The following is a 23,418-nucleotide window of genomic DNA, read 5'->3' on the forward strand; positions in this document are numbered from 1 at the left end:
AAATGGGTATCGAAAAGGTAGAAGATGGAAGAGCTCAGCGCCGCTTCCAGAACGCCACGGCACCCACGAGGAGTATTAGGGCAACGGCCACCGCTATGGCCTGCTGGGTCTCGCTCAGGCCGCCCCTTTCAGCAGGGAGGGTGTACCTAACGGTCGCTGAGGTGTAGTTCGACAGCAGGGCGTTAACGTCCTCGACGGTGGCACCGTAGCGTATGAAGACGTTCGAGACCACCCTCACGGAGTTCCGCTCGCGGAAGACCCTGACCGTCAGCCGGTTCCCCTTAAGTTCAGCCGTTATGTTGTCCGGCACCTCCAGTATCTCGGCACCCTCCGGAAAGTTCAGCGTAAGGTAGAGCGTGTGGTTGACCTCGTACTCCACCCTGTCGGTGAGCCCGTTGGTTATGCCGAGGGTCGGGTCGAACTGGTATACGTAGGAGCCATTCTCGTAGCGGGTGAAGTTCCGCAGAATGTACTCCGCGTCGATCACCAGCGGCGCGTCGGTCTCGTTGAGGCCGAGGATTTTGACCTTCCCGTCGTCCACGAGGACACCCTGATAGCCCAGTGCGAGGGAGTACGTCCTGAGGATGAACTCCGTGACGTTCTGAACCCCGTAGGATATTATCTCGGCCTTCCTGGCCCTGACTTCCTCCTTGGGTTCTATGTACTCGTCCCTCATGTGGAGCCTCACGCTGCCATTGGCGTAGATGTCCAGCGTGACATACTCGTTCATTACGCTGCTCTGGTAGTGCTCCTCGCCCTTGTATGGGGCCTTATAGCGGATGTAGTAGTCCTTGTAGTCCCCGAAGAGCTCCTTGTATCCCTCCGGCGGAAGGAAGGGCTCAAGGTATATGCTGGACTTCACAACCACGGTGCCCCCCTCTACCTCGGAGCTGACGGAAAACCTGCTGGCGTTGTACTGCTTGATGAAAGGCCTGGGGTAAGATATCAGGGTGGAGTTCTCGGGGAGCTTTATGATGAACGTGTTGTTTATGTCAACCGCGAACGGAAGCCCCGTGTCCGGTATGTTGAGGTTGGCGTAGCCCCTTGTGGGGTCCACCTGAACCTCCCAGTAGTCGCTGTAGGAGTAGTACTTGGCAAAGTTTATCGCAACCGCACTGAAGACGACCGTGATGTTGTTGCCCTCCTGGATGCCGTAGGCCTTTATGCTCTCGTTCGTCAGGTTCATCCCCGACTGGGTGAGGCTCTCAATGTACCTCCTGAGCTGTTCCTTTTCGAATCTGGCTATTGCCTCCTCCACGGTCATGTTGCCGTTCCGGGTCTCGTTAAGGATCATGTCTATCTGCTTCTGTATCTCGTCCTTGGGCCCGAGGAGGACGGTCTTCATAGTAATGCTGGCGTCCCCGTTGGGCATTATCTCTATCGTAAAAACGAACTCCTGACTGTAGGTTTTTGGTTTGAAGTCCTGCGAGAGTCCGAAGCCCGATCCGATGAGAGGCACCAGCAGAACAACCGCCAAGAACACTGCAAGTGGCTTCCTCATTACACACTACCTCCGTTCCATGTGCTGGTAATTAGCGCCGCACCGGAGTATTTAACTTTATCCCAGACACGGGGAGAACTGGGGGGAAATGGAAAAACGGGAAGAAAAGACTCGGTCACTCCTTCCACTTGGAGAGGTCGAGCTCACCCTCGGTCTTCGCCACTATCGTCGTTCCCGCCAGGTCGCCGGTAACGTTGACCATCGTCCTGCCCATGTCGAGGATGGCGTCAATGCCGAGTATCATGGCGTAGGCTAGGGCAACCGGAGTCCCTTCAGCCAGATTGAGGCCGACGCTCTGGAGCACCATGGCAAGCATTATGGCCCCGGCACCGGGCACGCCGGCGGTTCCTATCGAGGCCAGCACCGCGGTGAGTATGACCACCAGCTGCTGGCCGAGGGTGAGGTGCTGGCCTATGGCATAGGCCACGAAGAGCACCGTAACTCCCTGATAGAGCGCCGTGCCGTCCATGTTTATCGTCGCACCGAGGGGCAGTGTGAAGGAGAATATTCCCCTGTCAACACCCATCTCCTCCTCGGCGACGCGCATGGTGACCGGCAGGGTTCCGCTGGAGCTCCTCGTGACGAAGGCCGTTATCATGGCGTCCTTGGCCTTCTTGAGGAACTTGATGAGGTCAATGCCGAAGACCCTGAGGAGAACGCCATAGACAAACACTATCTGGAGGATCAGGCCGAGATAGACGGCAACCACAACCTTGACGAGAGGCCCGGCAACGTTGGGCCCGAACTTGCCTATGACGTAGTAGATAAGCGCGAAGACACCTATCGGGGCGTACTGCATGACGCCGGCGACTATCTTGTACATTGCCTCTGCGGAGGCGTCAAAGACCCGGTAGAGCGTCTCCGACGCAGTTCTCAGCCTCTCGTCCTCACTGTTCATGAGGTAGCTTATGGCTATTCCAAAGACTATGGCGAAGAATATCGTCGGGAGCACCTGGCCGCCGGAGAGGGCCGCGAAGGGATTGGTGGGAACTATGTTGAGCAGCGTCTGAACCAGCGAAGGTGCCTCGGCCTGTATGGCCTTTCCTGCGCCGGTCCCGAGGTCTATGTTGGCCCCCGGCTTGAAGATGTTGCCCATCAGCAGGCCGAAGAAGACCGCGAAGGCCGACGTGAAGAGGTAGTACACTATGATTTTGACCCCGACCCTTCCGAGCCTCGCCGGGTTGATGCTGGCGGCACCGACGACCAGCGAGAACAGTATGATGGGCATCACGAGCATCTTGAGCAGCCTGATGAACAGGTCGCCCAGCGGTTTAAGGGTCGCCGCGTAGTCGGGCACGAGCACACCGGCAACAACACCGAGAATCAAGCCGGCGAGAATCTTTTGAAGAACAGGTATCTCCAGGTACGTTTTCAGCAGTCCCTTTGCCATCAAGGACACCCCCCATTAAGCCGCTGAATATACCGGCAGACTGGTTAGTTCGCTGATGATATATTAATCTTCCGGGAAATTTTATGTCATATTGACAGATACGTTAGACAAACCTTAATGAAACATCACCATACATGACCCTTTTTAGATGTCCGTCAACGTCCAGGAGAAGGGAGCCGTCATCAAGGATGTCCAGCGCACGCCCCGTTACAGTGGCACTGTCCTCTGTAACTTTAACCACCATGCCAAGTATGAACGTCCTCTCGCGAACCTTGGCCATCAGAAGGTCGGGCCTGGCGAGAAAGACTCTGTACCAGCCGCCGAGCCGGAAGAGGAGCCGTTCAAGGACTTTCTCAAGGGGCAGCTCGCTTCCAGTAAGCTGGATCATCGAAACCGCGCTGTCGCGGAGCTCCTCCGGCACGGGATTGTTGACGTTGAGACCTATCCCGAGGACAGCGTATTCCCCGGCTTTGCCCTCCGTCAGAACACCGGCTATCTTTTTTCCGTTCACCCACACGTCGTTCGGCCACTTGATCCCCGACGCTATGCCGAAGTCCGCAAGGGTATCAACGGTGGCCAGTGCACCGACGAAGACCAGCCTTGGATCAACCTTCGGAGGTTTGAGGATGACGCTCACCCACAGGCCGCCCTCAGGAGAGGCCCACCGCCGGCCTTTCCTGCCCCTCCCAGCAGTCTGGCGCCTCGCAACCACCACCGTCCCCTCCGGGGAATCCGGGGCTATTCGCCTGGCGTACTCGTTGGTCGAGTCAACCTCGTCAAGCCGGATTATCTTCCACCTCACGTCCCAGGCACCATCGCCCACATTCACCACCCCAAAGGTTTTCAGACCCAACCTTAAAGGGCCTTCCGCCCAAAAACCTTAAATCTTCAAAGGAATATATCACTCTCGGTGATTAGTATGGACGCGTACCAGAACGTTGGCATTAAGCGCAGGATTGGGAGGTTCTTCCGCAGGGACGGGAGGGCGCTTATCTTCGCCATGGATCACGGCTTCGAGCACGGCCCGACCGACTTCGAGGAGCACTGGGAGCACGTCAACCCGAGGATAATCCTCAGGAAGGTCATCAGGGCCGGTGTGGATGGCGTTATGATGCTCCCCGGCCTGGCCAGGGTGGCCGGCGACGAGCTCAAGCCTAACGTGGGGCTCATGATAAAGCTCACCAGCAAGACCGAACTTAGGCCGAAGGACGACCAGCTCCTCCAGAGCCAGCTGGGCTTTGTTGAGGACGCTGTGAAGCTCGGTGCGGATGCCATAGCCGCAACGGTTTACTGGGGCTCACCGCAGGAAGACGCGATGATGCGCCAGTTCGCGGAGATAGCGAGCTACGCCCACGACCTCGGCTTCCCGGTCGTCCAGTTCGCCTACCCGAGGGGCCCGTACATCAACGAGCGCTACGGCAAAAAGGAGGACTACCGCGTGGTTATGTACGGGGCCAGGGCAGCAGTCGAGAGCGGCGCAGACATGATAAAGACCTACTGGACCGGCTCAAGGGAGACCTTTGCGAAGGTGGTTGAAGCCGCAGCTGGAGTCCCTGTTCTCCTGAGCGGCGGTGCCAAGACCGAGAACCCCGTTGATTTCCTGAAACTCGTCTGGGAGGTCATCGAGGCAGGCGGCGCTGGAGCCGTCGTCGGCAGGAACATCTTCCAGCGCGAGAATCCGGAGCCGTTCATACGCGCCCTCATAAAGGTCGTGCACAGGAACGAAGACCCCGAAGAGGCGGCGAGGGCGGAGGGCCTCCTCTGAAGTCTATCCTTTTTCGTCTATTGACGAACTATTCTTCCCCTCACGTCGGAACTTTTTTAAGGTTTAGCGGCCTTTAGTGGGCATAAACGTAGTGGCGCACAGGGAACCGGGTGATGGCCATGGTGGAAATAATAGACACAACCTTTAGGGACGCCCACCAGTCTCTCATAGCGACCCGGCTGACGACAGAGGACATGCTGGCGATAGCGGAAAAGATGGACAGGATCGGGTTCTACTCGATGGAGGTCTGGGGAGGGGCAACCTTCGACGTCTGCATCCGCTACCTCAGGGAAGACCCCTGGGAGAGGCTCAAGCTTTTGAAGGAGCATATAAGGAAAACAAAGCTCCAGATGCTGCTGAGGGGCCAGAACGTCGTCGGATACAGGCACTACCCCGACGACGTGGTTGAAAAGTTCGTCGAGCTCGCCCACAGGAACGGGATAGACATCTTCCGCGTCTTCGACGCTTTGAACGACGTCAGGAACATGGAGGTGGCCATAAGGAAGGCCAAGGAAGTCGGCGCCGAGGTTCAGGGCTCGATAGTCTACACCACCGGCAGGATCTTCACCAGGGAGTACTACATGGGGAAGGTCGAGGAGCTTCTGGCACTCGACGTTGACGTGATAACCATCAAGGACATGGCGGCGCTCCTGACCCCGGAGGAGGCGTACAACCTCGTGAGGGACATAAAGGAGACCTACGGCGTGCCCGTAAACGTCCACACCCATTCGGCAACGGGCATGGCTGTTGCGACGTACCTCAAGGCCGTTGAAGCCGGGGCCGACTACATAGACACTGCGATAAGCCCTCTCGCCTTCGGGACGGCACAGCCGGGGATACAGACGGTATGGCACGCGCTTCCAGGGGACAAAAGCCCCCGCCTGGACAGGGAGCTCGTCCACGAGGTATCGCGCTACCTGAAGAGGCTCCTGGACGAGAAGTATTCGGGCATGCTCCACAAAGAGGCTCTGATGGTGAACCCATACATCCTCAAATACCAGGTTCCAGGGGGAATGTTCTCGAACATGATCAGCCAGCTCAAGGAGATGAGGGCCCTGGACAGGCTCGACGAGATACTTGAAGAGATACCGCGCGTCAGGGAAGATCTCGGCTGGCCGCCGCTCGTCACCCCAACGAGCCAGATAGTCGGTACACAGGCGGTGCTCAACGTCCTCTTTGGGAGGTACGAGAGGATAACCGAGGAGGTCAAGAACTACATCAGGGGGCTCTACGGAAGGCCGCCCGCGGAGATAAACCCGGAGCTGAAGAGGAAGGTTCTCGGGGACGAGGAGCCGATAACGGTGAGGCCAGGGGAACTTCTTGAACCGGCGCTTGAGCGGTGCAGGCGGGAGCTTGAGGGGCTCGGCTACCTTGAGAAGGAAGAGGACGTCCTCACCTACTGCCTCTTCCCGCAGATCGCAAAGGAGTTCTTTGAGGCCAGAAAGGCCGGAAGGAAGGCCCCGAAGATGCCGCCCTCGGTTCAGAAGTTCAAGCTTTACGTTAACGGCGTAGAGTTCGAGGTCGGTGTAGAGGGCATTGACCTGAGTGCGCTGAAGTACCTGCCCCAGATAGCGGGCGCCGGCCCAGCAGCTACCGCCCCGGTTCAGGTTTCTGCCCCAAGTGCTCCTGCAGTTCCTGCTCCAGCTCCGGCTCCGGCCGCGCCGGCAACCCCTGCGCCGGCGGGAGAAGGGGCCGTTACAGCCCCAATGCCCGGCAAAATCCTCAAAATCCTCGTCAAAGAAGGCGAGAACGTCAAAACCGGACAGGGACTCCTAATCCTCGAAGCAATGAAAATGGAGAACGAGATACCAGCACCAAAGGACGGAGTCGTAAAGAAAATCCTAGTCAAAGAAGGCGACACCGTAGACACCGGACAAACACTAATAGAGCTAGGATGAATCGGCCCCCTGCGGCCTCCTTTCATAATTTTGTTAAGTGTATATGTTTTGATTCTGCACGGAACGGTTCCATTTCAACTTTAAGTTAAAAAACGAAATACATTCAGTTTTTTGCCGAAAAGCATTTATATGAACACAAGTCTACATTAGCCCGAAGACTTGCATGGAGGTGCAACCATGAACTCCGCTGTAATAATCCTTATGGCGGCGGCGATCTACGTGGGGCTCTACTTCACCTACGGCAGGGGCCTCCAGAACAAGGTCGTGAAGGCGGACCCAAACAGGCCAACGCCCGCCCACAGGCTCTACGACGGCGTTGACTACGTCCCGGCACACCCGCTCGTTCTCTACGGACACCACTTTGCATCCATAGCCGGTGCAGGGCCCATAGTCGGTCCGGCGGTCGCAATGGCCTGGGGATGGCTTCCAGGGCTTCTGTGGGTCTGGTTCGGAAACGTCTTCATCGGTGCAGTCCACGACTACCTTGCGCTGATGTCCTCGATTCGCTACGATGGAAAGTCCGTCCAGTGGATAGCAGGAAAGCTGATGAGCAGGAGGACGAGCATGGCCTTCGAGCTCTACGTCTGGTTCGCGCTGGTGCTGGTCATAGCGGCCTTCGCGGCGGTCATAGCGGGCATATTCGTGAACACTCCAGAGGCGGCGACGGCATCCCTGCTCTTCCTCGGCGTCGCGGTGATCCTCGGGTGGCTCCTCTACAAGGTGCAGATTGACTTCAAGCTCGGAACCATAATCGGCCTGGTACTGCTCGTCCTCGCGATATGGATCGGCTTCCAGTACCCGATAGTCGCCAGCAAGCAGACATGGTACATCGTCCTCGGACTCTACGTCATAGTCGCCTCATCACTGCCCGTGTGGGTGCTGCTGCAGCCGAGGGACTACCTCAACGCGTACATCCTCTGGTTCGGCCTCATCCTCGGCGGCCTCGCGTTCATAGTCGTCGGTATTAAGGGGGCGGGAACCTTCACAGCACCGGCCTTCACCACCTGGTCGGCGAACGTCGTTGGAGGCAAGCCCTCACCGTTCTGGCCCACGATCCCCCTCGTTATCGCGTGCGGTGCCCTGAGCGGTTTCCACTCGATCGTCGGGTCGGGCACGACCAGCAAACAGCTTGACAGCGAGCTCCACGGCCTCATGGTGGGCTACGGCGGAATGTTCACCGAGGGCCTCCTCTCCACCATAGTCATAGCCTCAATAGCCATATACGGCCTGCAGGTCTTCCAGAGCCTGAACATCCCGGTCGACTACAACAACTGGGGCTCACAGTACGCCATCCAGGTGGTTCAGCACGGGATAAAGGTCGGCATCTTCTCCAATAGCTACGCCTACGGCCTGCAGGACGCCTTTGGAATACCCTTCAAGACGGGCGCGATCTTCGCCAGCCTCTGGGTCTCAGCGTTCGCCCTGACGACCCTCGACACCGCCACCAGGCTTGGAAGGTTCGCCTGGCAGGAGATCATGGAGATGGTGCACGGGCCAGAGGTGCTCAAGAACAAGTGGGTCGCGTCCATAATCATCGCAGTCTTCGGCGTTTACCTCGCGTGGGGAGGGAGCTGGCTCATCATATGGCCCGCCTTCAGCGGCATGAACCAGATGCTCGCCAGCATAGCCATGATGACAGCCTCGCTCTGGGTGGCCAAGATTCAGAGGCCATCTGGAGCATGGAAGTGGGCAGTGGTCATTCCGGCACTGTTCCTGTGGATAACAGTGACCGCCGCCCTGGCATGGTTCCTGGTGGTCATAAGGCCCGGCTTCTGGGTCAGCCTCATCACAGTCGTTGGCCTGCTCCTCAACGTCCTGCTGGTCTTCGACTGGTACACCGCATGGAAGAAGCCGGCCGGAGAGTACGCGGCCGCATGAACCCTTTCATTTTTTATTCAATTCACGGAGGCATGGAGTTGAAGGCGAAAAGGCTTCTCTGGTGGGCATCCCTCCCGTTCAGGGTTCTGCTGGAGTTCCACAGGGGTTTTGAGCTCTACTACCTCCAGGGGCTCCAGTGGGAAGAGGAGGAGCTGGAAAACGTGTTCGCATTGCTCCTTTTCGGGAGCTATATCGGCCTCCCACACCCGCCCAGCGAGCTCACATACCGCCTACTGCCCCATGTGCTGAGGGAGATACACGTCATGCAGGCTAAAAGCACGGGAAAGGCCGGCGTCAAGGCCGGGTGGATAGGAGTTTAGGAGGTTGGGCCATGCCAAAGAGGATCATCACCGACGTTAAAGCGTTCCTTGAAGGGTTCATGGGGGCGTTCAGACAGCAGTCCACGGAATACATCGAATTCGAGCTCAGGGAGCTGGAAAACGTGTTCGCCCTCGTCCTGATGGGGGCCTTTGTCGGGATACCCTCCCCCCCGACGACCCTGGTCATCAGGCTGATGCCTCACATGGTGAGGGAGATAAAGGTGATGCACCAGAGGGCGGTTGACCTGGACGACGTCTTCGCCGAGGTGGCGGGGATGTTCGACATAGACTGAGGTGGTGGCCGTGAGGGAGTACCTTCTGCCGTCCGAAGGGTTCAGAACCGTGTTCGTGATAGGTAAGGGCGGTGTCGGCAAGACCACGACCAGCGCCGCCATCGCGGTTGCGCTCGCGAGAAGGGGATACAGGACGCTCATAGTGTCCCTCGATCCGGCGCACAACCTCGGGGACGTGTTCATGGTGAAGCTCAAGGACAGGCCGAAAAAGCTCACCGAGAACCTCTACGCGAGCGAACTGGACATGGAGAAGCTCATAAAGAGCTACCTGAAGCACCTGGAAAAGAACCTGAAGCACATGTACCGCTACCTGACAGTGATAAACCTTGAGAAGTACTTCGAAGTCCTGAGCTTCTCACCGGGCATAGAGGAATACGCAACGCTCGAAGCGGTGAGGGAGATACTGGCCGGCGGTGATGAGTGGGACGTCATAGTGTTCGACACGCCGCCGACGGGACTGACGCTCAGGGTTCTGGCGCTGCCGAGGATATCTCTCCTCTGGGCGGACAAGCTGATAGAGATAAGGAGGAAGATACTTGAACGCAGGAGGGCGATAGCCAGGATACAGGGGGAGCAGAAGTTCGTGGTGGACGGGGAGGAGTTCACACTCCCAAAGGAAGAGGAGGAAGACGCGGTCATGAAGGAGCTGAGGGCCTACCGCTCGGAGGTGGAGTTCGTTGAGAGTGTGATAACTGATCCAAGAAAAACCAGCGTCGTGGCAGTGATGAACCCGGAAATGCTCCCACTCTACGAGACAGAGAGGGCATACGAGAGTCTAAAAAAGTTCAGGGTGCCTTTTAATCTGATAGTCGTTAACAAGGTCATAACACTGGACAGGGAAATACCAGAGATAAGGGTCAAGCTTGAGGCCCAGGAAAGGGTTCTGGCAGAAATAGAGAAGAAGTTTAATGGAGTGGATGTCGTCAGGATCCCCATGTTCGCGGAGGAACCACGGGGCCTTGAATGGCTTGAGAAGCTCGGAGGCATGGTGGTTGAGGGCAGAGGGCGTTCTTGAGCTCCTCAGGGATGTGAAAAACCCGTTTACCGGGATGAGCATAGTAGACGAAGGGCTGGTAACCCGCGTGGTCGTTGATGGTGAAAAAACGGTGGTGTACGTGGCCTTCGCCAGACACACCCCGCCCCACCCTTTCGCAATGGCCCTCATCTGGCCGCTCCAGGCCAAAATCATCCGGGAGATGGTAAAGGTTTTAGGGGGCAGGCTGGGATACTTTGAGATAGTGGACGACATGACGCTCCAAAGGTACTATCCGGTTGAGGAGGTCTAATCATGGAGATAACATCCGGGTTTATACTTGCCATTATGGTTCTGGCGGCCGTCTCGTCCATACAGTTCTTCAAGGGCAGAAAACTCAACCTTCAGATAATGCAGCACTACCTGCGCTCCATTGAAGATGTGGTGAAGCCTGAGGACAAGGAGTACGTCTGGCTCGGAGGATACATAGGTTTCAGGGCATACTACCGGGTCAACAGGGACAACGTTAAGAAGTTCGAGTACACGCTCACGCTCCTCCCGAGACAGAGCCTGCTTTACTTCCCGATAGCCCTGCTCACAAGCAGGCACGACAAACTCTACATAGTCGTCAAACCGCAATCCCAGATAAAGCGTGAGGCCCACCTCATCCAGAAGGGGTACTACAGAATAAAGCCCAGGATAGAGAACGAGGAATTCTTGAAGAGGGAGACCGTTGTGATAGGAAACAGGGAGTACGAGGCGCTATACGAAAAGAGGCGCGATGTTGAGCTCCTGAAGTACCTAGTGGAGTCCCTATCAAAGCCGGGGAACATCAAGCACGTCTCCCTCACACCGAGCACCAACGTCTTCTATGTCCTCATGAAGCCCGAGCCGGACACCATAGAGGACGACGTCAGGAAAATCCTCAGTTTTGCAAACAAAAAGCTGAAAACAGGGCCGTTCTCTTCGTGACAGCATCCCCTGTTTTTTCACCACAATTCTTTTATCGGTGGAACATCAAGTTATAGTACAACCTCCGCCCGTCCGATGCCCTCCACGTGGCGGTTATTCAGAACAACGGCCTTCAGGCCGTCGTAAGTGAGGAGGGGGTTTTGACAGACTCCCCCAAGCTCCTGTGGCTGGAGGTGTGAATATGGAGATTTACAAAGCCAAATTCGGCACACCAGAACGCGGCTGGGTCATTCTTGTCCACGGCCTCGGCGAGCACAGCGGGAGGTATGAAAAGCTCATTTCGATGCTCACCGATGCTGGCTTTGCCGTCTATGCCTTCGACTGGCCCGGCCACGGGAAAAGTCCCGGCAAGAGGGGACATGCAAGCATAGAGCAGGCCATGGAAATAATTGATTCAATAATCGAAGAAATCGGTGAGAGCCCCTTCATATTCGGCCACAGCCTCGGCGGGCTGGCGGTAATAAGGTACGCCGAGACGAGGCCCGAAAAGATAAGGGGCGTCGTGGCCTCCTCCCCCGCACTCGCTAGGAGTCCAAAAACGCCAGCCTTCATGGTGGCCCTTGCAAAGTTCCTCGGCAGGGTTGCGTTCGGGGTGACCCTCTCCAACGGGCTAGACCCGAACCTGCTTTCAAGGAACAGGGACGCTGTAAAGCGCTACATAGATGACCCCCTGGTTCACGACAGGATTTCAGCAGGTCTAGGAAAGAGCGTCTTCGAGAACATGGAGAGGGCGCATGAAGATGCGGAAAAGATAACGGTTCCAGTCCTGCTGCTTATCGGAACGGCAGACATAATAACTCCCCCCGAGGGCGCCCGTAAGCTCTTTGGAAAGCTCAAGGTTGGGGACAAGACGCTGAGGGAGTTCGAGGGGGCGTACCACGAGATCTTCGAAGACCCCGAATGGGGCGAGGAGTTCCACAGAACCATAGTGGGGTGGCTCGTGGAGCACTCCAGGGAGGGTTAAAATGGGGCCCAGCACCAGGGGGGAGCGCCTTTTCCATTTCGCCGGTCTGATACCCGTGCTCACGGTCCCCTGGCTCGGGACGACGTGGATCATCTTCACCGTTCTTGCCCTAATCCACCGGTTCCGGGAAAAGTCCAGGCCCTCTACGGCTCCCGCGGAAGCAGCTTCGCAAAGTACCTGGCTGTTGGAATGGCCTCGGCCTATCTGGTAGAGATACTGGCAGTTATAGACAACCTGAAGCGTCCTCCCGCGGAGCGGATACTCCTCCATCCCGACCCGCTGACAGACCTCTACCTGGCCTTCGCCTACTACCTGCCCTTCGTCCTCTACTGGGGCCTTGCGGTGAGGCGGTACGACTACCGCTGGTGGGAGGTCTTCCTGATAGGCGGTGCCACAGGTATTTTGATGGAGCAGATGGGGGCAGTCTTCCTCTCGTTCAACCCCCTCGCGTGGCTCTACGTCCTGCTCGTCTACGGCTCCTACAAGGCCGTTCCGGTGCTCGTCGCGGAAGACTGTCTGAACAAAATGGGAAGGGCGAACATTGGGAAGTGGAAAAAGCTCGTGCTGGGCCTGCTGATAGAGTTCCTGGCCTTTGTATCGGCGGGGGCGCTCCTGTGGATTTTCAAGGCCCTCCTGAACATTATATGACATCTCTCCTGTCAATGATGTGCTCGAGTTCGGGTCCGGTCTTGATGAGGGCAACGGGGACACCGACGCGCTCCTCTATTTCCTCCACGAACTTCCTCGCCCTCCTGGGCAGTTTGTCGTAGTCGGTAACTCCAAAGGCATCCTTATCGTACTTGTCGAGCATCGTCAAAGCGAGCATGGTGGCTCCGTTTATCCGGGCGGAGTAGCGGGCGAAGTCGAAGTCGAACCAGCCCACGCGGCGCCTCCTGCCGGTGACGGTTCCGTACTCGATGAGCCCCAGCCTTTCCGCTTCTGCCTCGTCCATCTCGGTTGGGAACGGGCCGGCTCCAACCCTCGTCGGGAAGCTCTTGAAGACCACTATGACGTCATCTACCCTCGTCGGACCTATTCCGACGTCACTCGCTATCGCCGAGGCGGTTGTGTCCTTGGAGGTCACGTAGGGGTAGGTTCCGTAGTAGAGGCTCAGCCCGAAGCCCTGCGTTCCCTCAACCAGGACGAGCTTTCCGTCATCAAGGGCGTCGTTGACTTCACTGGCCACATCAGTGAGGTACGGCTCGAGTTCTTTGATGTCTTTTGCAAGCTTCGCTGTCCTCATTACCCTGTCGGCGTTTGCCGGGCCGCACCCGCTTCCAGTGGTGCCTATCTCCCCATGGAGGTGGCTGTTGGTGCTATCCAGCTCCCTGTGTTTCCCCTCGATTATCGCGCAGCGGTAGTCTATGCCGACCCTCCGGGCAACGTCGAAGTCCCTCAGGTGCTCAAGCTCGTGGAAGAACACACCCGGGTCAACGAGAACGCCGGCGCCGACGAGAAGCCTCGCCTCAGTCTGGATGAAGCCCGTTGGGAGCTGTCTCACCGCGTACTTTTTCCCGTTTATGAAGACGCTGTGTCCTGCGTTCGTTCCCACTCCGCCGCGCGCTATCAGGTCGGGCCTGTCCTTCAGGGCAAGGTATGCTATAACGGAACCCTTGCCCTCGTCTCCCCACTGACCACCAACAACGATGTAGCTCGGCATGGCTCCTTACCCAGGTTTAAGTCAATAGGGGGCTTATAACGATTTCGAATTAGACACGAATCAGTCAAACAGTCCACAAATGGGGCGGTAAAAAGTTAAAACCTGTGACAAACACCACTCATGGGGGTATTAAAATGAGGAACAAGCTGGTCGTTGTCACGGGCGGTGCAGGCTTCATAGGCTCTCACATAGCCTGGGAGCTCGTTAAGGACAACGAGGTAATCATAATCGACAACCTCTACACTGGAAAGGAGGAGAACGTCCCTCCGGGGGCGAAGCTCGTCAGGGCGGATATAAGAGACTACGAGGCGATAGCGGAGCTAATCAGCAACGCAGACTATGTTTTCCACGAGGCCGCCCAGGTTAGCGTCGTTGAAAGCGTCCAGAACCCCATTTTTACCGAAGAGGTCAACGTGCTGGGGACGCTCAATATCCTCAGGGCGCTCCTTGAGGGGCATGGAAAGCTCATTTTTGCATCTTCGGCAGCGGTCTACGGAGACAACCCAAACCTCCCCTTAAAAGAGACTGAGAGGCCAAAACCCCTCTCGCCGTACGGTGTGACCAAGGCAACCGCTGAAGAGTATCTCCGCGTCTTTCACGAGCTGTACGGCCTTCCGGTTGTTGCCCTTCGCTACTTCAACGTTTTTGGCCCCAGACAGGGCTTTAATCAGTACGCGGGAGTGATAAGCATCTTCATCAACAGGGCGCTGAAAAACGAACCGCTGGTCATCTTTGGAGACGGAAAGCAGACGAGGGACTTCATCTATGTGAAGGACATCGTTAGGGCGAACGTCCTCGTCGCCGAGAGCAGGCGCGCGAACGGGAGGGTCTTCAACGTCGCAACCGGAAGACAGACGAGCATACTGGAGCTCGCCACCAAGATAATCGAGATAGCCGGGGCGAACACCTCGATTCTCTTTGATAAGCCGAGGCCCGGAGATATAAGGCACAGCCTCGCGGACATAGGCGAGATCAAGAAGCTCGGCTTCGAGCCGGAGTGGAGCCTTGAGGAGGGGCTAAAGAAGACGGTGGAGTGGTATCAAAAGAAAAAGAGCCTCTGATCATTCATTTTTTAACGCTGAAGCCCATTGCCTGCCTCTGCTGAAGCTGTTGCGCCTTCTGGGCGAGCTCTCCGAGCTGGGCCTCAAGCTTCCTAAGCCCCTCCTGGGTTCTGGCTATGGCATCCTCATACTCTTTTATCCTGGCCTCAAGGTAAGCTATGGCATCGTCCAGGCTCTTCTCGATGGCATACCCTGCCCCAACACTAACTATCGCGTGGTTTTTATCAACTATGACCCCACTGAGGAACGATCCCGCGCCGATGGGCACGAGTATCTCCGGTCTCTCGTCCTCAACCTTTTTGAGCCCTTCAAGGGTCTCCTTGACGGCCTGGAACTCGTTCCTTCCAAGGGTGAGGAGCTCAAGGTTCTGGGCCAGGAGCTGTGCCTGGGCCTGGAGGAGCTGGTACTCGTAAGCGAGCCTCTCAAGCTGTTCATTCACCTGCGCCATTTCCACCACCGAAACCACTTGGTAAGGGGGCTTTTAAGGTTTGGGTTAAAAAGGGAGGAAGGAGTCAGCCGATTATCTCCTTTTTTATCCTCTCGGCGATATCCCTAAGGGCCCTTGCCGCTTTTGATTTGGGAAATGCCTCAACGACCGGCCTGAGCATGGCCATGCTCCTTGGTATTGACCTGTCGTAGGGAACTTCTCCGAGTATCGGGATCCCCTCACTCTCAGCCCACTCCCTTAGTGCCGTGAAGCCCGGGTTGATGTCGGCCTTGTTGATGATGAGATAGGCAGGTTCCCTGAAGTGCTGGACGACCCTGTAGGCCCTCTGGACGTCGGAGAGTGAAGCGGGAGTCGGCTCGGCTATGAGTATCGCGAGGTCAGCCCCTCCAAGGCTCGCTATCACCTGACAGCCTATTCCAGCGGCACTGTCCACTATCATATGGTCAAGACCAAGCTCCCCCATGAGCCTTTTCGCCCACTCCTTCTCCTCGGTAACGAGCTTTCCGCTTTCTGGCCTCCCAACGTCGAGCTGGGCGGAGATTATTGGGAAACCGTACTTCGTGGTGGCCTTCCTTATCACCCCGGAGCGCGCCTCCTCGAGGGTTATCGTCCCCGGAACCGGGCAGACGAGGCCGCAGACGTTGCAGCCCTCGCAGGTGAGCTCATTGATCACATAGTTGCCTTCCTCGTTGATGTAGATGCTGTCGTATGGACAGCGCTCCATACAGATGCCGCACCTTACGCAGCTCTCCGCCTTTATCCTCGCGACCTTGGCCCCTATGTGCTCCCTCTCCTCTTCCCAGCGCTCAACACCCAGGAGAAGGCCGAGGTTTGGAGCTTCAGCGTCTGCATCAACGGCCACCAGCCTGTAGTCGTCCTTGAGGAAGTAGAGGAGCGAGGCCGTTATCGTGCTCTTTCCAACGCCGCCCTTACCGCTCGCTATCGCTATCTGCATTACTCACCACCCCCGAAAAAGCCGAGAACCTTCTTTGCTAACCCAATGAATATCTCAGCTTCCGGGTAATCTGCCAGAACAATCGGCCTGCCCTCAACGTAGCTCCTCACGATGTTCTCGCTGTAAGGGATTTCGGCGACGACCTCAGCGCCGTACTTCTCTGTCAGCTCATAGACTTTCTCCCTCTCACCGAGGTCCACCCTGTTTATCACGACCCATGTGGGTATATCCATCAGCCTCCCGAGCTCTAGTATCAGCTCCGTGTCGTGGATTCCCAGTGGGGTCGGCTCGGTGACCGCTATTAGAAGGTCGGAGAACTCCACCGCCTTCGAAACGGTGTTCCCTGTTCCCGCGGCGGTGTCGATTAACAGAAGCCCCTTCTGAACCGCCTGGGCCTTCTTCTTCGCGGCAACCACCAGGGGCATCGAACGCTCCTCCCCTTCCCTGAGCCTCCCGGTAACGAGGGTAAAGCCATATGGAGTCCGGGTAAGGTATGTGTGGCCAACAACACGGAAGGCCTCAAGGATGGCCCCGGAAACCGGGCAGACTATCTCGCACGCACGGCAGCCAGAACAGAGGTTCGGCATGAGGAATGGAGTGCCGTCCCTCAGGGTTATTATCGCGTGCTCCTCGCAGGCTTCGGCGCACTTCCTGCACCGGGTGCACTTTGAGTAATCAAACTTCGGCACGAACTGCATGACGGGCTCCTCGTTGGCCAGCTCAACACCTAGGAGAAGGTGGTCGTTTGGCGCCTCGACGTCGAGATCGGCGAAAGTAAGTTCAAGTCCGAGCTTTCTGAGTGCAATGGCGAGATTCACCGCCACAGTTGACTTTCCGGTTCCTCCCTTTCCACCGCTCACGGCTATCTGCAAGCTCTCACCTCCGGAATTAGGCTGACCTAAAAGTTTTTAAGCTTTGTGCATACGCTCAAAACGGGGATGCCCATGAGTGAAAAGCGCTGCTTCAAGGTTGCAGTTGGAATGGAAGACGATGAACACCTCATCGACGCCCACTATGGAGACTCGGAGTTCTTCGCGATATACGAGGTCTGTTCCGATGGGAGTGTGAAGCTCCTCGAAAGGCGGCACAACAAGGCAAAGGACTTTGAGGAGGAAGAGGAAAGAAGCCACGGCGATCCAAGGAAGTTCAAAGCCGTGGTAAGCCAGCTCCTCGACGTTGACGTTCTGGCTGCATTTAGAATGGGGCCCAATTTCCTCAGGATACGAGACAAGACCAACAAGGTGGTCTTCTTCACGAGGACGAGGGAGCTGAGTGTGGCGCTTCAGAGGCTTGTTGAGAACTTCGACGACCTCTGGGAGCAGGTAAGGGAAAAATAGAAATAGGGATCCCAATAGTCGAGGAATAAACAGTTTCTGGCCCTAATTTCCCGCTCTGCTCTGTATTCATGTCCCGGAACTCACGGTACCCTCACCACGTACTTTCTGTTCCCCTTCTCAAACCCCCTGAAGGAGCCAAGCTTGAGGCCAAGCAGAGCCTTCTCAATATCAACGACTTTCATTGATGCTAGGTGAGTAACACCCGTCCCCTTCAGGAACTCTGGCAGGAGCTGGCCTGTTGGGCCGGTGAGCACAAAGATACGGGCATTACTCGCCCTCTCAATTAGCATGTCTATCGTTCCATTGACCAGACAGCTCGCGCTCGCTATCACCGCGTCCATCTTGGGAAGGAGGTGGTATTCCAAAGCGTCGCTGTAGGTGTCTTTGTCCCAGAGCCTGGCGTTTCTCTCAAAGACGTAGACCTCAAACCCCTTCCCGCGGAGTTCCTTCACAAGAGGAGGCATGTTGCCTATCATGGCTACTTTGCCCGCGTTTTCAGGGAGAAGCTCAAGGACGTCAACCCACTCCGCACCGCTCAGGACTATGTGGTACTGCGAGACCGCGTTTATTGCCGCCAGACCGAGGGTTCTCTCTATGACGTTAAGGCTGTCGGCCTTCTCTATGAACGTCTCAACTGACGGCTCGGTTATGGAGTTCGTGTAGCGCTGAACCTCCTCGGGCAGGGTCATCGCGACTCCCAGGGCCTTTCTCTCCGGCCCCCTGATGAGAACCCACGTGTATGGAAGGGCGAAGCCGAAGTCAAGGAGCTCAACCTCGCCGACGAGCTTAAGGGCTTTCCTTTTGATTTCGCTCAAAAGCAATTTTCACCACCTCTCCCTCCTCAAACATACCTACCAGCTTGATCATGGGATTGTTGCAGTAAACTCCAATCCCCCTTATTATCCTCCCGTTGGCCAGCACCTTAAAGTTTGCCCCAAAAATCGAGACGCCGTTTGGCAGCCTCTCTCCCACGGGAAGGGGTTGTTGTAGAAGCCCCACCACGCATCTTCCGGCACTTCGAAGGGGAACCCCTGGAGTCACCGTCTGTATCTCCCCTCCCCCCTATATGAACCTTCCGAGGAAACCCTTATACGCTTTTAGGGCAACCTAATTATGGTGGTGATATGATCGCCTTTGGACCCGTTCCCTCGAGGAGGCTCGGAAGGAGCCTTGGTGTAAACAACATCCCGGACAAGGTGTGCAGCTACGCCTGCATCTACTGTCAGATAGGAAAAACGCTGAGGATGGAACTTGAGAGAAGGCCCTTTTATGAGCCGGAGCTGATATTTGAAGAGGTAAAAAAGAAAGTTGAGGAAGCCCACAGGAGGGGAGAGCGCATAGATTACATAACCTTCGTCCCGGACGGGGAGCCAACCCTTGACATCAACCTTGGGAGGGAGGTGGAACTCCTCCGCGAACTCGGCATAAAGCTCGCTGCGCTGATCAACGCGTCCCTTATCTGGCGTGAAGACGTAAGGGAAGACCTGCTCAAGCTCGACTTTGTCTCGCTCAAGGTGGATGCGGTCAGTAAACCCCTCTGGAGGAAGGTGGACAGACCCCATAAGAGCCTGAATCTGGAGAAGCTCCTCGAAGGCATGCTTGAATTCAGGAGAGCCTTTAAAGGAACCCTCGTTACCGAGACCATGCTGGTGGATGGGGTAGAATACGGGAACGAGTTCGAGAGGATTGCGGAGTTTCTGCGGGAGCTTAAACCTGATAAAGCGTACATAGCGATTCCCACGAGACCACCGGCAGAGTCATGGGTAAAACCGGCTCCCGAGGCGGTTATAAACCGTGCCTTCCAGACCTTTGCAGAGGCCCTCGGGGAAAGGCACGTTGAATACCTAATAGGCTATGAGGGGAATACGTTTGCCTTCACAGGTAACGTTGAGGAGGATTTACTCAGCATTACCGCCGTTCATCCGATGAGGGAAGAGGCCGTTAGAGAGTTCCTTAGAAAGGCCGACGCCGACTGGAGCGTCGTCGAGAGGCTTTTGGAGACGAAAAAGCTTATAGAGCTCGAATACAACGGCAGGAAGTTCTACATGAGGCGCTTGAAGAGCAGGGAGTAGTTTTGCTTTAATCTTTTTTGCCGGAACTATTAGGGTGACCGAAAACTTTATATGTTGTGCATATGCACAAAATAATGAAGGAAAAATGGAGGCGGTTAACATGAAGATCGCAATCCCAACTAATGGCGGTGGGCTTAACGATACAGTTGCGCCAGTCTTCGCGCGCGCTCCAGCGTTTTACATAGCGGACATTGACGAGAACGGAAACATAACCAACGAGAAGGTCGTCCAGAACGGGGCGGCGATGGCAGGAGGCGGAGCTGGCCCGATGGCAGTCCAGACCCTTATCAACGAGGGTGTTGAGGCAGTAATAGCCCCGCAGGTCGGCCCGAACGCCCTCGGCGCGATACAGGCTGCAGGAATAAAGCTTTACCAGGTCGCCCCGGGAACTCCTGTCGAGGATGCCATAAAGGCAGTTGTCAGCGGAAGCGTCGGGCAGTTCAGCGTGCCGACGCCGACTACCCCAATGCCCCCGGCCGCCCCAATGGCGCCGACAACGCCAGCAAACCCCGCGCCGGCCTACGGCCCTTACCCGCCGTATCCGGCTTACGGCTACGGCTCCAGATGGGGCAGAGGCTGGGGCCGCGGTGGCGGCTGGGGAAGAGGACGCGGTTGGGGCCGCGGATGGGGCAGAGGTGGTAGAGGCTGGGGGGCCAGGCTTGGCTATTGCCCATGGACTGGCCAGCCCAGCAGGAGAACGTGGCTCGCCAGGTTCTTCGGCTGGTGGTGACCCCCTGTTCTTAGCCTTTTATTTTGAAGCAGTGGAAATAAGGGAGGAAAATCCAGATGCCGCGAGGAATGGGAAGAGGATACGGAAGAGGACGCGGGTTCTACCCATTCGGAGGGGCCTACGGAATCATCGACCTGCTGGTACTGATCGGGATAATATACTTCCTGGTCAAACTTTTCCTGGTGGCCCTCCCGTATGCCCTCGGCCTGCTGGTTCTCCTTATAATACGGGAGTTCCTCAGGCCGCGCCCGGGGTTCGGGCCATTCTGAGCTTATGCAAACTTTTTTAAGTTCGGTTTTCCTAATTTCTGCGGAGGTGGTAGTGATGAGGATAATCGTATCAACCATAAACGGGGGTCTCGACGACAGGGTTAACCCAGCGTTCGGAAGAACCCCGACCTTTACGATAGTCGACGTTGAGAACGGGCAGATAACCAACGTCCAGGTGCTTCCAAACCCCGGCTACTCTCAGCCGAGGGGGGCAGGAGTGACCGCGGCCCAATTCACCATCGACCAGGGGGCAGAGGTCATAATATCCGGTCAGTTCGGACCAAACTCATCAGGCGTCCTTCAGGCAGCAGGGATAAGGATGGTCTCGGCGCCCGCAAACATGACCGTCCGCGAGGCTGTTGAGGCGTTCCTCCGCGGTGAGCTCACCGGAGCAGTTATAGGTCCTGAGGGCGGCGGAATGGGCAGAGGCTACGGCCGCGGAGGCGGTATGGGAAGAGGTCGCGGGGGCCGCTGGTGAGTTAGATTTTTAGTTCCATTCCCTAACTATTTTCCAGTGAGCCCTCATGAGACGCCCGCAGTTGGTCGCTGGTGAGATTGCTCCCCTCGTCGTGTTCTCGGGGATATGCGCCGCGACTTACATCAACCGCTCCTGATGGAGCATCACGGAAAACGCCATCAGCGACCTCGGAAAGCTCGGCCTGCCCCACAACTGGGTTCTCAACATCCCGCTCATTGTGACGGCTCTTCTCGGGATTTATTACTCCCTGGGGCTCTTGGGCGAGATGAGGAACATCGTCGAAAAGCTCGGGGTCGGGGTTTTTGTCATTGGTCTCGCTTTCCTCGCGCTAATAGGCCTCTTCCCCAAAGGCACGCCCCTGCATTACACAGTGAGCTGGGGTTTCTTCCTCTTTGCGAGCTTTGGCTACCTGATAGCGGGATTAGGATTATGGCTGGAAGGCTGTAAGGGCATTGGAATCCTCACGGTCGCCCTGTTCCTCACAGAGGTTGTTCTAACTAAATGGGCCTTTGGAGCTTTCAGGGGCATTGCAATATCCGAGTTCATTGGCATATTCCCCATAGTGCTTTGGCACTACTCGGTGCTGTTCTCACTGCCCAAAAGTGCGCAGTAACGGTTTTTAGCCTCGTCGCCAACTCTTTTCGGTGATGGACATGCTGGACATAGACCTCTCCGGGAAGCTGGCCTTCGCGACCGCCTCCAGCAAGGGCATAGGCTTCGGCGTCGCGAGGGTTCTTGCAAAAGCCGGCGCTGACGTTATACTCCTCTCGCGGAGCGCGGAGAACCTGGAGAAGGCAAAAGAGAAGATAAAGGCCGAGAGCGACGTGAACGTTGAATACATCGTCGCGGATCTGACAAAGCGCAAAGACCTTGAGAGAACCGTAAAAGAGCTTGAAAACATTGGTGAGCCGGATGTGTTCTTCTTCTCCACCGGCGGGCCGAAGCCGGGCTACTTCATGGAGATGGACATGGAGGACTGGGAAGGCGCGGTTAGACTGCTCCTTTACCCTGCGGTTTATCTCACCAGAGCCCTCGTTCCGGCAATGGAGCGGAAGGGCTTCGGAAGGATAGTCTACTCCACGAGTGTGGCCATAAAGGAGCCGATATCAAACATAGCCCTCAGCAACGTTGTGAGGATTTCAATGGCGGGCCTCGTAAGAACGCTTGCGAAGGAGCTCGGGCCGAAGGGCATAACCGTCAACGGCATAATGCCCGGAATAATAAGAACCGATAGGATGATACAGCTTGCAAAGGACAGGGCGGAGAGGGAAGGAAAAACCGTCGAGGAAGCCCTAGCCGACTACGCGAAGCCGATACCCCTTGGGAGGCTCGGCGAGCCCGAGGAGATAGGTTACCTCGTCGCTTTCCTCGCGAGCGACCTCGGAAGTTACATAAACGGCGCCATGATTCCAGTCGATGGTGGAAGGCTCAACTCGGTGTTTTAGCCGATCTTTCCCTCTTTTTCTGCTATTTTCTCATAGGCTCTCTCTACCCTCTCATAGCTGCTTTTTGTGAACGTGCATTCCTTTATGCAGATTGAGCAGCCCAGGGTTCTTGAGAAGACAGCGGCACACTTCGTGTAGTCTATGTGGACTTCAGCCCCGTTCTCAAGAATCTTTGGATTTAGATAAATCGCCTCTGCAGGACAGGCCCTCACACAGGCATTGCAGTAGTTACAGAAGTCAGGAATCCACACGTACTCTTTCACGTTCTCATCCGTGTAAGGCAGCTCCAAATCGGTATAAACGGCGGCGATTCGTGCACTCGGCCCGTATTCGGGGGTTATCAAAAGCCCGTGCTTCCCGATGTAGCCAAGGCCTGCCTTCTGGGCCAGAAGCGGGAAGTTCGTGCTTCCCCCGATGGCAGGATCGGGTTGGGCGTTGAAGCCATTCTTTCTCAAAAACTCCGCTATCCTGTAAGCTGCCCTGGTGAGACGGTAGTAGGTTCTCCACACTTCAATACCGGCCCCAACACCCGGGGCCTTTGAGATTTCACTCCTCCGCATCTCCATGAGGAGAACTATCGCATTCTCAAAGAGCACCGTCCTGTTGGAGAAGACGAGCTCCGGAGTTAACCTCGTGTAGCCAAGCCTCGAAACGCCGAGGGACTCTGCATAGCTTTCAAGCTCCTCGAAGAACTCCGACGGAGCTTTCTTTTTGCCCTTCAGAGGGTTTCTCCTCACGCTCGCCACGCTCTTTCGGGTGTAGTATGCTGTTCCTATGAGGTACGGGAGGACGAGAACCATCTTGAGTATGTGAATACCCGGCCTGCCGTAGAGGGCAACCACCTCAGGCACGAGCCGCCCCTCGGGGGAGTGAAGGGACTGCTCAAGGGCGGGCTTTTTATCGGTGAACTTCCTCACGTCGGGAAAGATTGTGTAGACAAACTTTCTGGCCAGCTTCGCCTTGAGGCCCATGCCACCACCGAAAAGAGCTAGCCTGAAAAAATAAAAGG

At 56.4% G+C, this 23,418-nt stretch carries 28 protein-coding genes; 18 read left to right on the forward strand and 10 right to left on the reverse strand.

The features are described from left to right. Window positions 1-34: 34 nt before the first annotated feature. The 3 genes from E3E36_RS01110 to E3E36_RS01120 all read right to left on the reverse strand — a co-directional run bounded on the left by E3E36_RS01110 (window position 35) and on the right by E3E36_RS01120 (window position 3,723). The gene (locus tag E3E36_RS01110; RefSeq protein ID WP_167893606.1) at window positions 35-1,501 is read right to left on the reverse strand and encodes an exodeoxyribonuclease VII small subunit; all 1,467 of its coding nucleotides are present in this window, start codon (window positions 1,499-1,501) and stop codon (window positions 35-37) included. Between the two features lie 115 nt (window positions 1,502-1,616). Then, window positions 1,617-2,891, reverse strand: a complete 1,275-nt coding sequence (locus tag E3E36_RS01115; RefSeq protein ID WP_167893607.1) for a dicarboxylate/amino acid:cation symporter — start codon at window positions 2,889-2,891, stop codon at window positions 1,617-1,619. A 103-nt stretch (window positions 2,892-2,994) separates the two neighbouring features. Beyond that, window positions 2,995-3,723 carry a biotin--[acetyl-CoA-carboxylase] ligase gene (locus tag E3E36_RS01120; protein ID WP_342764364.1) on the reverse strand — a complete coding sequence of 243 codons (729 nt, stop codon included), beginning with the start codon at window positions 3,721-3,723 and terminating at the stop codon, window positions 2,995-2,997. A gap of 87 nt (window positions 3,724-3,810) precedes the next feature. Between E3E36_RS01120 and fba the strand changes: the two genes are divergently transcribed. From fba to E3E36_RS01175, 10 genes are all read left to right on the forward strand, one after another. After that, a complete protein-coding gene (fba, locus tag E3E36_RS01125) occupies window positions 3,811-4,656 on the forward strand; it encodes a class I fructose-bisphosphate aldolase (protein WP_167894675.1) in 846 nt (281 codons plus the stop codon). A gap of 113 nt (window positions 4,657-4,769) precedes the next feature. Further along, entirely contained in the window at window positions 4,770-6,554 is a 1,785-nt protein-coding gene (locus tag E3E36_RS01130) for a pyruvate/oxaloacetate carboxyltransferase (protein ID WP_167893608.1), read from the forward strand. A gap of 177 nt (window positions 6,555-6,731) precedes the next feature. Next, window positions 6,732-8,432 carry a carbon starvation protein A gene (locus E3E36_RS01135; protein ID WP_167893609.1) on the forward strand — a complete coding sequence of 567 codons (1,701 nt, stop codon included), beginning with the start codon at window positions 6,732-6,734 and terminating at the stop codon, window positions 8,430-8,432. A gap of 32 nt (window positions 8,433-8,464) precedes the next feature. Beyond that, complete coding sequence (locus E3E36_RS01140) at window positions 8,465-8,752, forward strand: hypothetical protein (protein ID WP_167893610.1); 288 nt, start codon at window positions 8,465-8,467, stop codon at window positions 8,750-8,752. Between the two features lie 11 nt (window positions 8,753-8,763). Further along, window positions 8,764-9,045 (forward strand): hypothetical protein, encoded by a 282-nt coding sequence (locus E3E36_RS01145; protein ID WP_206203455.1) that lies wholly within the window; start codon window positions 8,764-8,766, stop codon window positions 9,043-9,045. 10 nt (window positions 9,046-9,055) lie between these two features. Beyond that, the gene (locus E3E36_RS01150; protein ID WP_167893611.1) at window positions 9,056-10,060 is read left to right on the forward strand and encodes an ArsA family ATPase; all 1,005 of its coding nucleotides are present in this window, start codon (window positions 9,056-9,058) and stop codon (window positions 10,058-10,060) included. Next, entirely contained in the window at window positions 10,038-10,331 is a 294-nt protein-coding gene (locus E3E36_RS01155) for an iron-sulfur cluster assembly protein (RefSeq protein ID WP_240911747.1), read from the forward strand. The genes E3E36_RS01150 and E3E36_RS01155 overlap by 23 nt, the downstream gene beginning before the upstream one ends. Before the next feature lie 2 nt (window positions 10,332-10,333). Next, complete coding sequence (locus tag E3E36_RS01160; protein WP_167893613.1) at window positions 10,334-10,990, forward strand: hypothetical protein; 657 nt, start codon at window positions 10,334-10,336, stop codon at window positions 10,988-10,990. Between the two features lie 181 nt (window positions 10,991-11,171). Continuing rightward, entirely contained in the window at window positions 11,172-11,954 is a 783-nt protein-coding gene (locus E3E36_RS01170) for an alpha/beta hydrolase (protein WP_167893614.1), read from the forward strand. Between the two features lie 84 nt (window positions 11,955-12,038). Then, complete coding sequence (locus E3E36_RS01175) at window positions 12,039-12,602, forward strand: hypothetical protein (RefSeq protein WP_167893615.1); 564 nt, start codon at window positions 12,039-12,041, stop codon at window positions 12,600-12,602. Here E3E36_RS01175 and E3E36_RS01180 read toward each other — a convergent pair. Next, on the reverse strand, window positions 12,595-13,614 hold the full coding sequence (locus tag E3E36_RS01180; RefSeq protein WP_167893616.1) for an adenylosuccinate synthetase: 1,020 nt from the start codon (window positions 13,612-13,614) through the stop codon (window positions 12,595-12,597). The genes E3E36_RS01175 and E3E36_RS01180 overlap by 8 nt on opposite strands. Window positions 13,615-13,748: 134 nt before the next feature. On the opposite strand from E3E36_RS01180, the gene E3E36_RS01185 reads away from it, so the two are divergent. Further along, window positions 13,749-14,675, forward strand: coding sequence for an SDR family oxidoreductase (locus tag E3E36_RS01185; protein ID WP_167893617.1), 927 nt, complete (start codon window positions 13,749-13,751; stop codon window positions 14,673-14,675). 4 nt (window positions 14,676-14,679) lie between these two features. Here E3E36_RS01185 and pfdA read toward each other — a convergent pair whose 3' ends face one another. The 3 genes from pfdA to E3E36_RS01200 form a co-directional block, all read right to left on the reverse strand. After that, window positions 14,680-15,123, reverse strand: coding sequence for a prefoldin subunit alpha (gene pfdA / locus E3E36_RS01190; protein ID WP_167894677.1), 444 nt, complete (start codon window positions 15,121-15,123; stop codon window positions 14,680-14,682). A gap of 64 nt (window positions 15,124-15,187) precedes the next feature. After that, complete coding sequence (locus tag E3E36_RS01195; protein WP_167893618.1) at window positions 15,188-16,078, reverse strand: P-loop NTPase; 891 nt, start codon at window positions 16,076-16,078, stop codon at window positions 15,188-15,190. Next, the gene (locus E3E36_RS01200) at window positions 16,078-16,950 is read right to left on the reverse strand and encodes a P-loop NTPase (protein WP_167893619.1); all 873 of its coding nucleotides are present in this window, start codon (window positions 16,948-16,950) and stop codon (window positions 16,078-16,080) included. Before E3E36_RS01200 ends, E3E36_RS01195 begins: the two co-directional genes overlap by 1 nt. A gap of 72 nt (window positions 16,951-17,022) precedes the next feature. On the opposite strand from E3E36_RS01200, the gene E3E36_RS01205 reads away from it, so the two are divergent. Next, entirely contained in the window at window positions 17,023-17,415 is a 393-nt protein-coding gene (locus E3E36_RS01205; RefSeq protein WP_167894678.1) for a NifB/NifX family molybdenum-iron cluster-binding protein, read from the forward strand. Window positions 17,416-17,495: 80 nt separating this feature from the next. On the opposite strand, the gene E3E36_RS01210 is transcribed toward E3E36_RS01205, so the two are convergent. After that, entirely contained in the window at window positions 17,496-18,236 is a 741-nt protein-coding gene (locus tag E3E36_RS01210) for a Rossmann-like domain-containing protein (RefSeq protein WP_167893620.1), read from the reverse strand. Continuing rightward, window positions 18,202-18,456: a hypothetical protein gene (locus E3E36_RS01215; RefSeq protein WP_206203456.1), complete on the reverse strand. Its 255-nt coding sequence runs from the start codon at window positions 18,454-18,456 to the stop codon at window positions 18,202-18,204. Before E3E36_RS01215 ends, E3E36_RS01210 begins: the two co-directional genes overlap by 35 nt. Before the next feature lie 83 nt (window positions 18,457-18,539). Here E3E36_RS01215 and E3E36_RS01220 point away from each other — a divergent pair, with 83 nt between their 5' ends. The 6 genes from E3E36_RS01220 (at window position 18,540) to E3E36_RS01245 (ending at window position 22,409) form a co-directional block, all read left to right on the forward strand. Beyond that, entirely contained in the window at window positions 18,540-19,487 is a 948-nt protein-coding gene (locus E3E36_RS01220) for a radical SAM protein (protein WP_167893621.1), read from the forward strand. Between the two features lie 100 nt (window positions 19,488-19,587). After that, a complete protein-coding gene (locus E3E36_RS01225; protein WP_167893622.1) occupies window positions 19,588-20,217 on the forward strand; it encodes a NifB/NifX family molybdenum-iron cluster-binding protein in 630 nt (209 codons plus the stop codon). Between the two features lie 56 nt (window positions 20,218-20,273). Beyond that, the gene (locus tag E3E36_RS01230; protein WP_167893623.1) at window positions 20,274-20,486 is read left to right on the forward strand and encodes a hypothetical protein; all 213 of its coding nucleotides are present in this window, start codon (window positions 20,274-20,276) and stop codon (window positions 20,484-20,486) included. A gap of 55 nt (window positions 20,487-20,541) precedes the next feature. Further along, complete coding sequence (locus E3E36_RS01235) at window positions 20,542-20,964, forward strand: NifB/NifX family molybdenum-iron cluster-binding protein (RefSeq protein WP_167893624.1); 423 nt, start codon at window positions 20,542-20,544, stop codon at window positions 20,962-20,964. Between the two features lie 142 nt (window positions 20,965-21,106). Then, window positions 21,107-21,577: a DUF998 domain-containing protein gene (locus E3E36_RS01240; RefSeq protein WP_342764390.1), complete on the forward strand. Its 471-nt coding sequence runs from the start codon at window positions 21,107-21,109 to the stop codon at window positions 21,575-21,577. 40 nt (window positions 21,578-21,617) lie between these two features. Then, window positions 21,618-22,409: an SDR family oxidoreductase gene (locus tag E3E36_RS01245; RefSeq protein ID WP_167894679.1), complete on the forward strand. Its 792-nt coding sequence runs from the start codon at window positions 21,618-21,620 to the stop codon at window positions 22,407-22,409. On the opposite strand, the gene E3E36_RS01250 is transcribed toward E3E36_RS01245, so the two are convergent. Further along, window positions 22,406-23,380, reverse strand: a complete 975-nt coding sequence (locus E3E36_RS01250; RefSeq protein WP_167893625.1) for a 4Fe-4S dicluster domain-containing protein — start codon at window positions 23,378-23,380, stop codon at window positions 22,406-22,408. The genes E3E36_RS01245 and E3E36_RS01250 overlap by 4 nt on opposite strands. Window positions 23,381-23,418: the final 38 nt, after the last annotated feature.

This window comes from Thermococcus sp. M36 (genome assembly GCF_012027355.1).
Taxonomy (GTDB): domain Archaea; phylum Methanobacteriota_B; class Thermococci; order Thermococcales; family Thermococcaceae; genus Thermococcus.

Coding starts and splice junctions, on each gene's coding strand:
- E3E36_RS01140 (WP_167893610.1), top strand. CDS start 8,465: ATGGAGTTGAAGGCGAAAAGGCTTCTCTGGTGGGCATCCCTCCCGTTC.
- E3E36_RS01205 (WP_167894678.1), top strand. CDS start 17,023: ATGAGTGAAAAGCGCTGCTTCAAGGTTGCAGTTGGAATGGAAGACGAT.
- E3E36_RS01220 (WP_167893621.1), top strand. CDS start 18,540: ATGATCGCCTTTGGACCCGTTCCCTCGAGGAGGCTCGGAAGGAGCCTT.
- E3E36_RS01185 (WP_167893617.1), top strand. CDS start 13,749: ATGAGGAACAAGCTGGTCGTTGTCACGGGCGGTGCAGGCTTCATAGGC.
- E3E36_RS01115 (WP_167893607.1), bottom strand. CDS start 2,891: ATGGCAAAGGGACTGCTGAAAACGTACCTGGAGATACCTGTTCTTCAA.
- E3E36_RS01225 (WP_167893622.1), top strand. CDS start 19,588: ATGAAGATCGCAATCCCAACTAATGGCGGTGGGCTTAACGATACAGTT.
- fba (WP_167894675.1), top strand. CDS start 3,811: ATGGACGCGTACCAGAACGTTGGCATTAAGCGCAGGATTGGGAGGTTC.
- E3E36_RS01130 (WP_167893608.1), top strand. CDS start 4,770: ATGGCCATGGTGGAAATAATAGACACAACCTTTAGGGACGCCCACCAG.
- pfdA (WP_167894677.1), bottom strand. CDS start 15,123: ATGGCGCAGGTGAATGAACAGCTTGAGAGGCTCGCTTACGAGTACCAG.
- E3E36_RS01230 (WP_167893623.1), top strand. CDS start 20,274: ATGCCGCGAGGAATGGGAAGAGGATACGGAAGAGGACGCGGGTTCTAC.
- E3E36_RS01145 (WP_206203455.1), top strand. CDS start 8,764: ATGCCAAAGAGGATCATCACCGACGTTAAAGCGTTCCTTGAAGGGTTC.
- E3E36_RS01160 (WP_167893613.1), top strand. CDS start 10,334: ATGGAGATAACATCCGGGTTTATACTTGCCATTATGGTTCTGGCGGCC.
- E3E36_RS01250 (WP_167893625.1), bottom strand. CDS start 23,380: ATGGGCCTCAAGGCGAAGCTGGCCAGAAAGTTTGTCTACACAATCTTT.
- E3E36_RS01180 (WP_167893616.1), bottom strand. CDS start 13,614: ATGCCGAGCTACATCGTTGTTGGTGGTCAGTGGGGAGACGAGGGCAAG.
- E3E36_RS01110 (WP_167893606.1), bottom strand. CDS start 1,501: ATGAGGAAGCCACTTGCAGTGTTCTTGGCGGTTGTTCTGCTGGTGCCT.
- E3E36_RS01195 (WP_167893618.1), bottom strand. CDS start 16,078: ATGCAGATAGCGATAGCGAGCGGTAAGGGCGGCGTTGGAAAGAGCACG.
- E3E36_RS01135 (WP_167893609.1), top strand. CDS start 6,732: ATGAACTCCGCTGTAATAATCCTTATGGCGGCGGCGATCTACGTGGGG.
- E3E36_RS01245 (WP_167894679.1), top strand. CDS start 21,618: ATGCTGGACATAGACCTCTCCGGGAAGCTGGCCTTCGCGACCGCCTCC.
- E3E36_RS01235 (WP_167893624.1), top strand. CDS start 20,542: ATGAGGATAATCGTATCAACCATAAACGGGGGTCTCGACGACAGGGTT.
- E3E36_RS01170 (WP_167893614.1), top strand. CDS start 11,172: ATGGAGATTTACAAAGCCAAATTCGGCACACCAGAACGCGGCTGGGTC.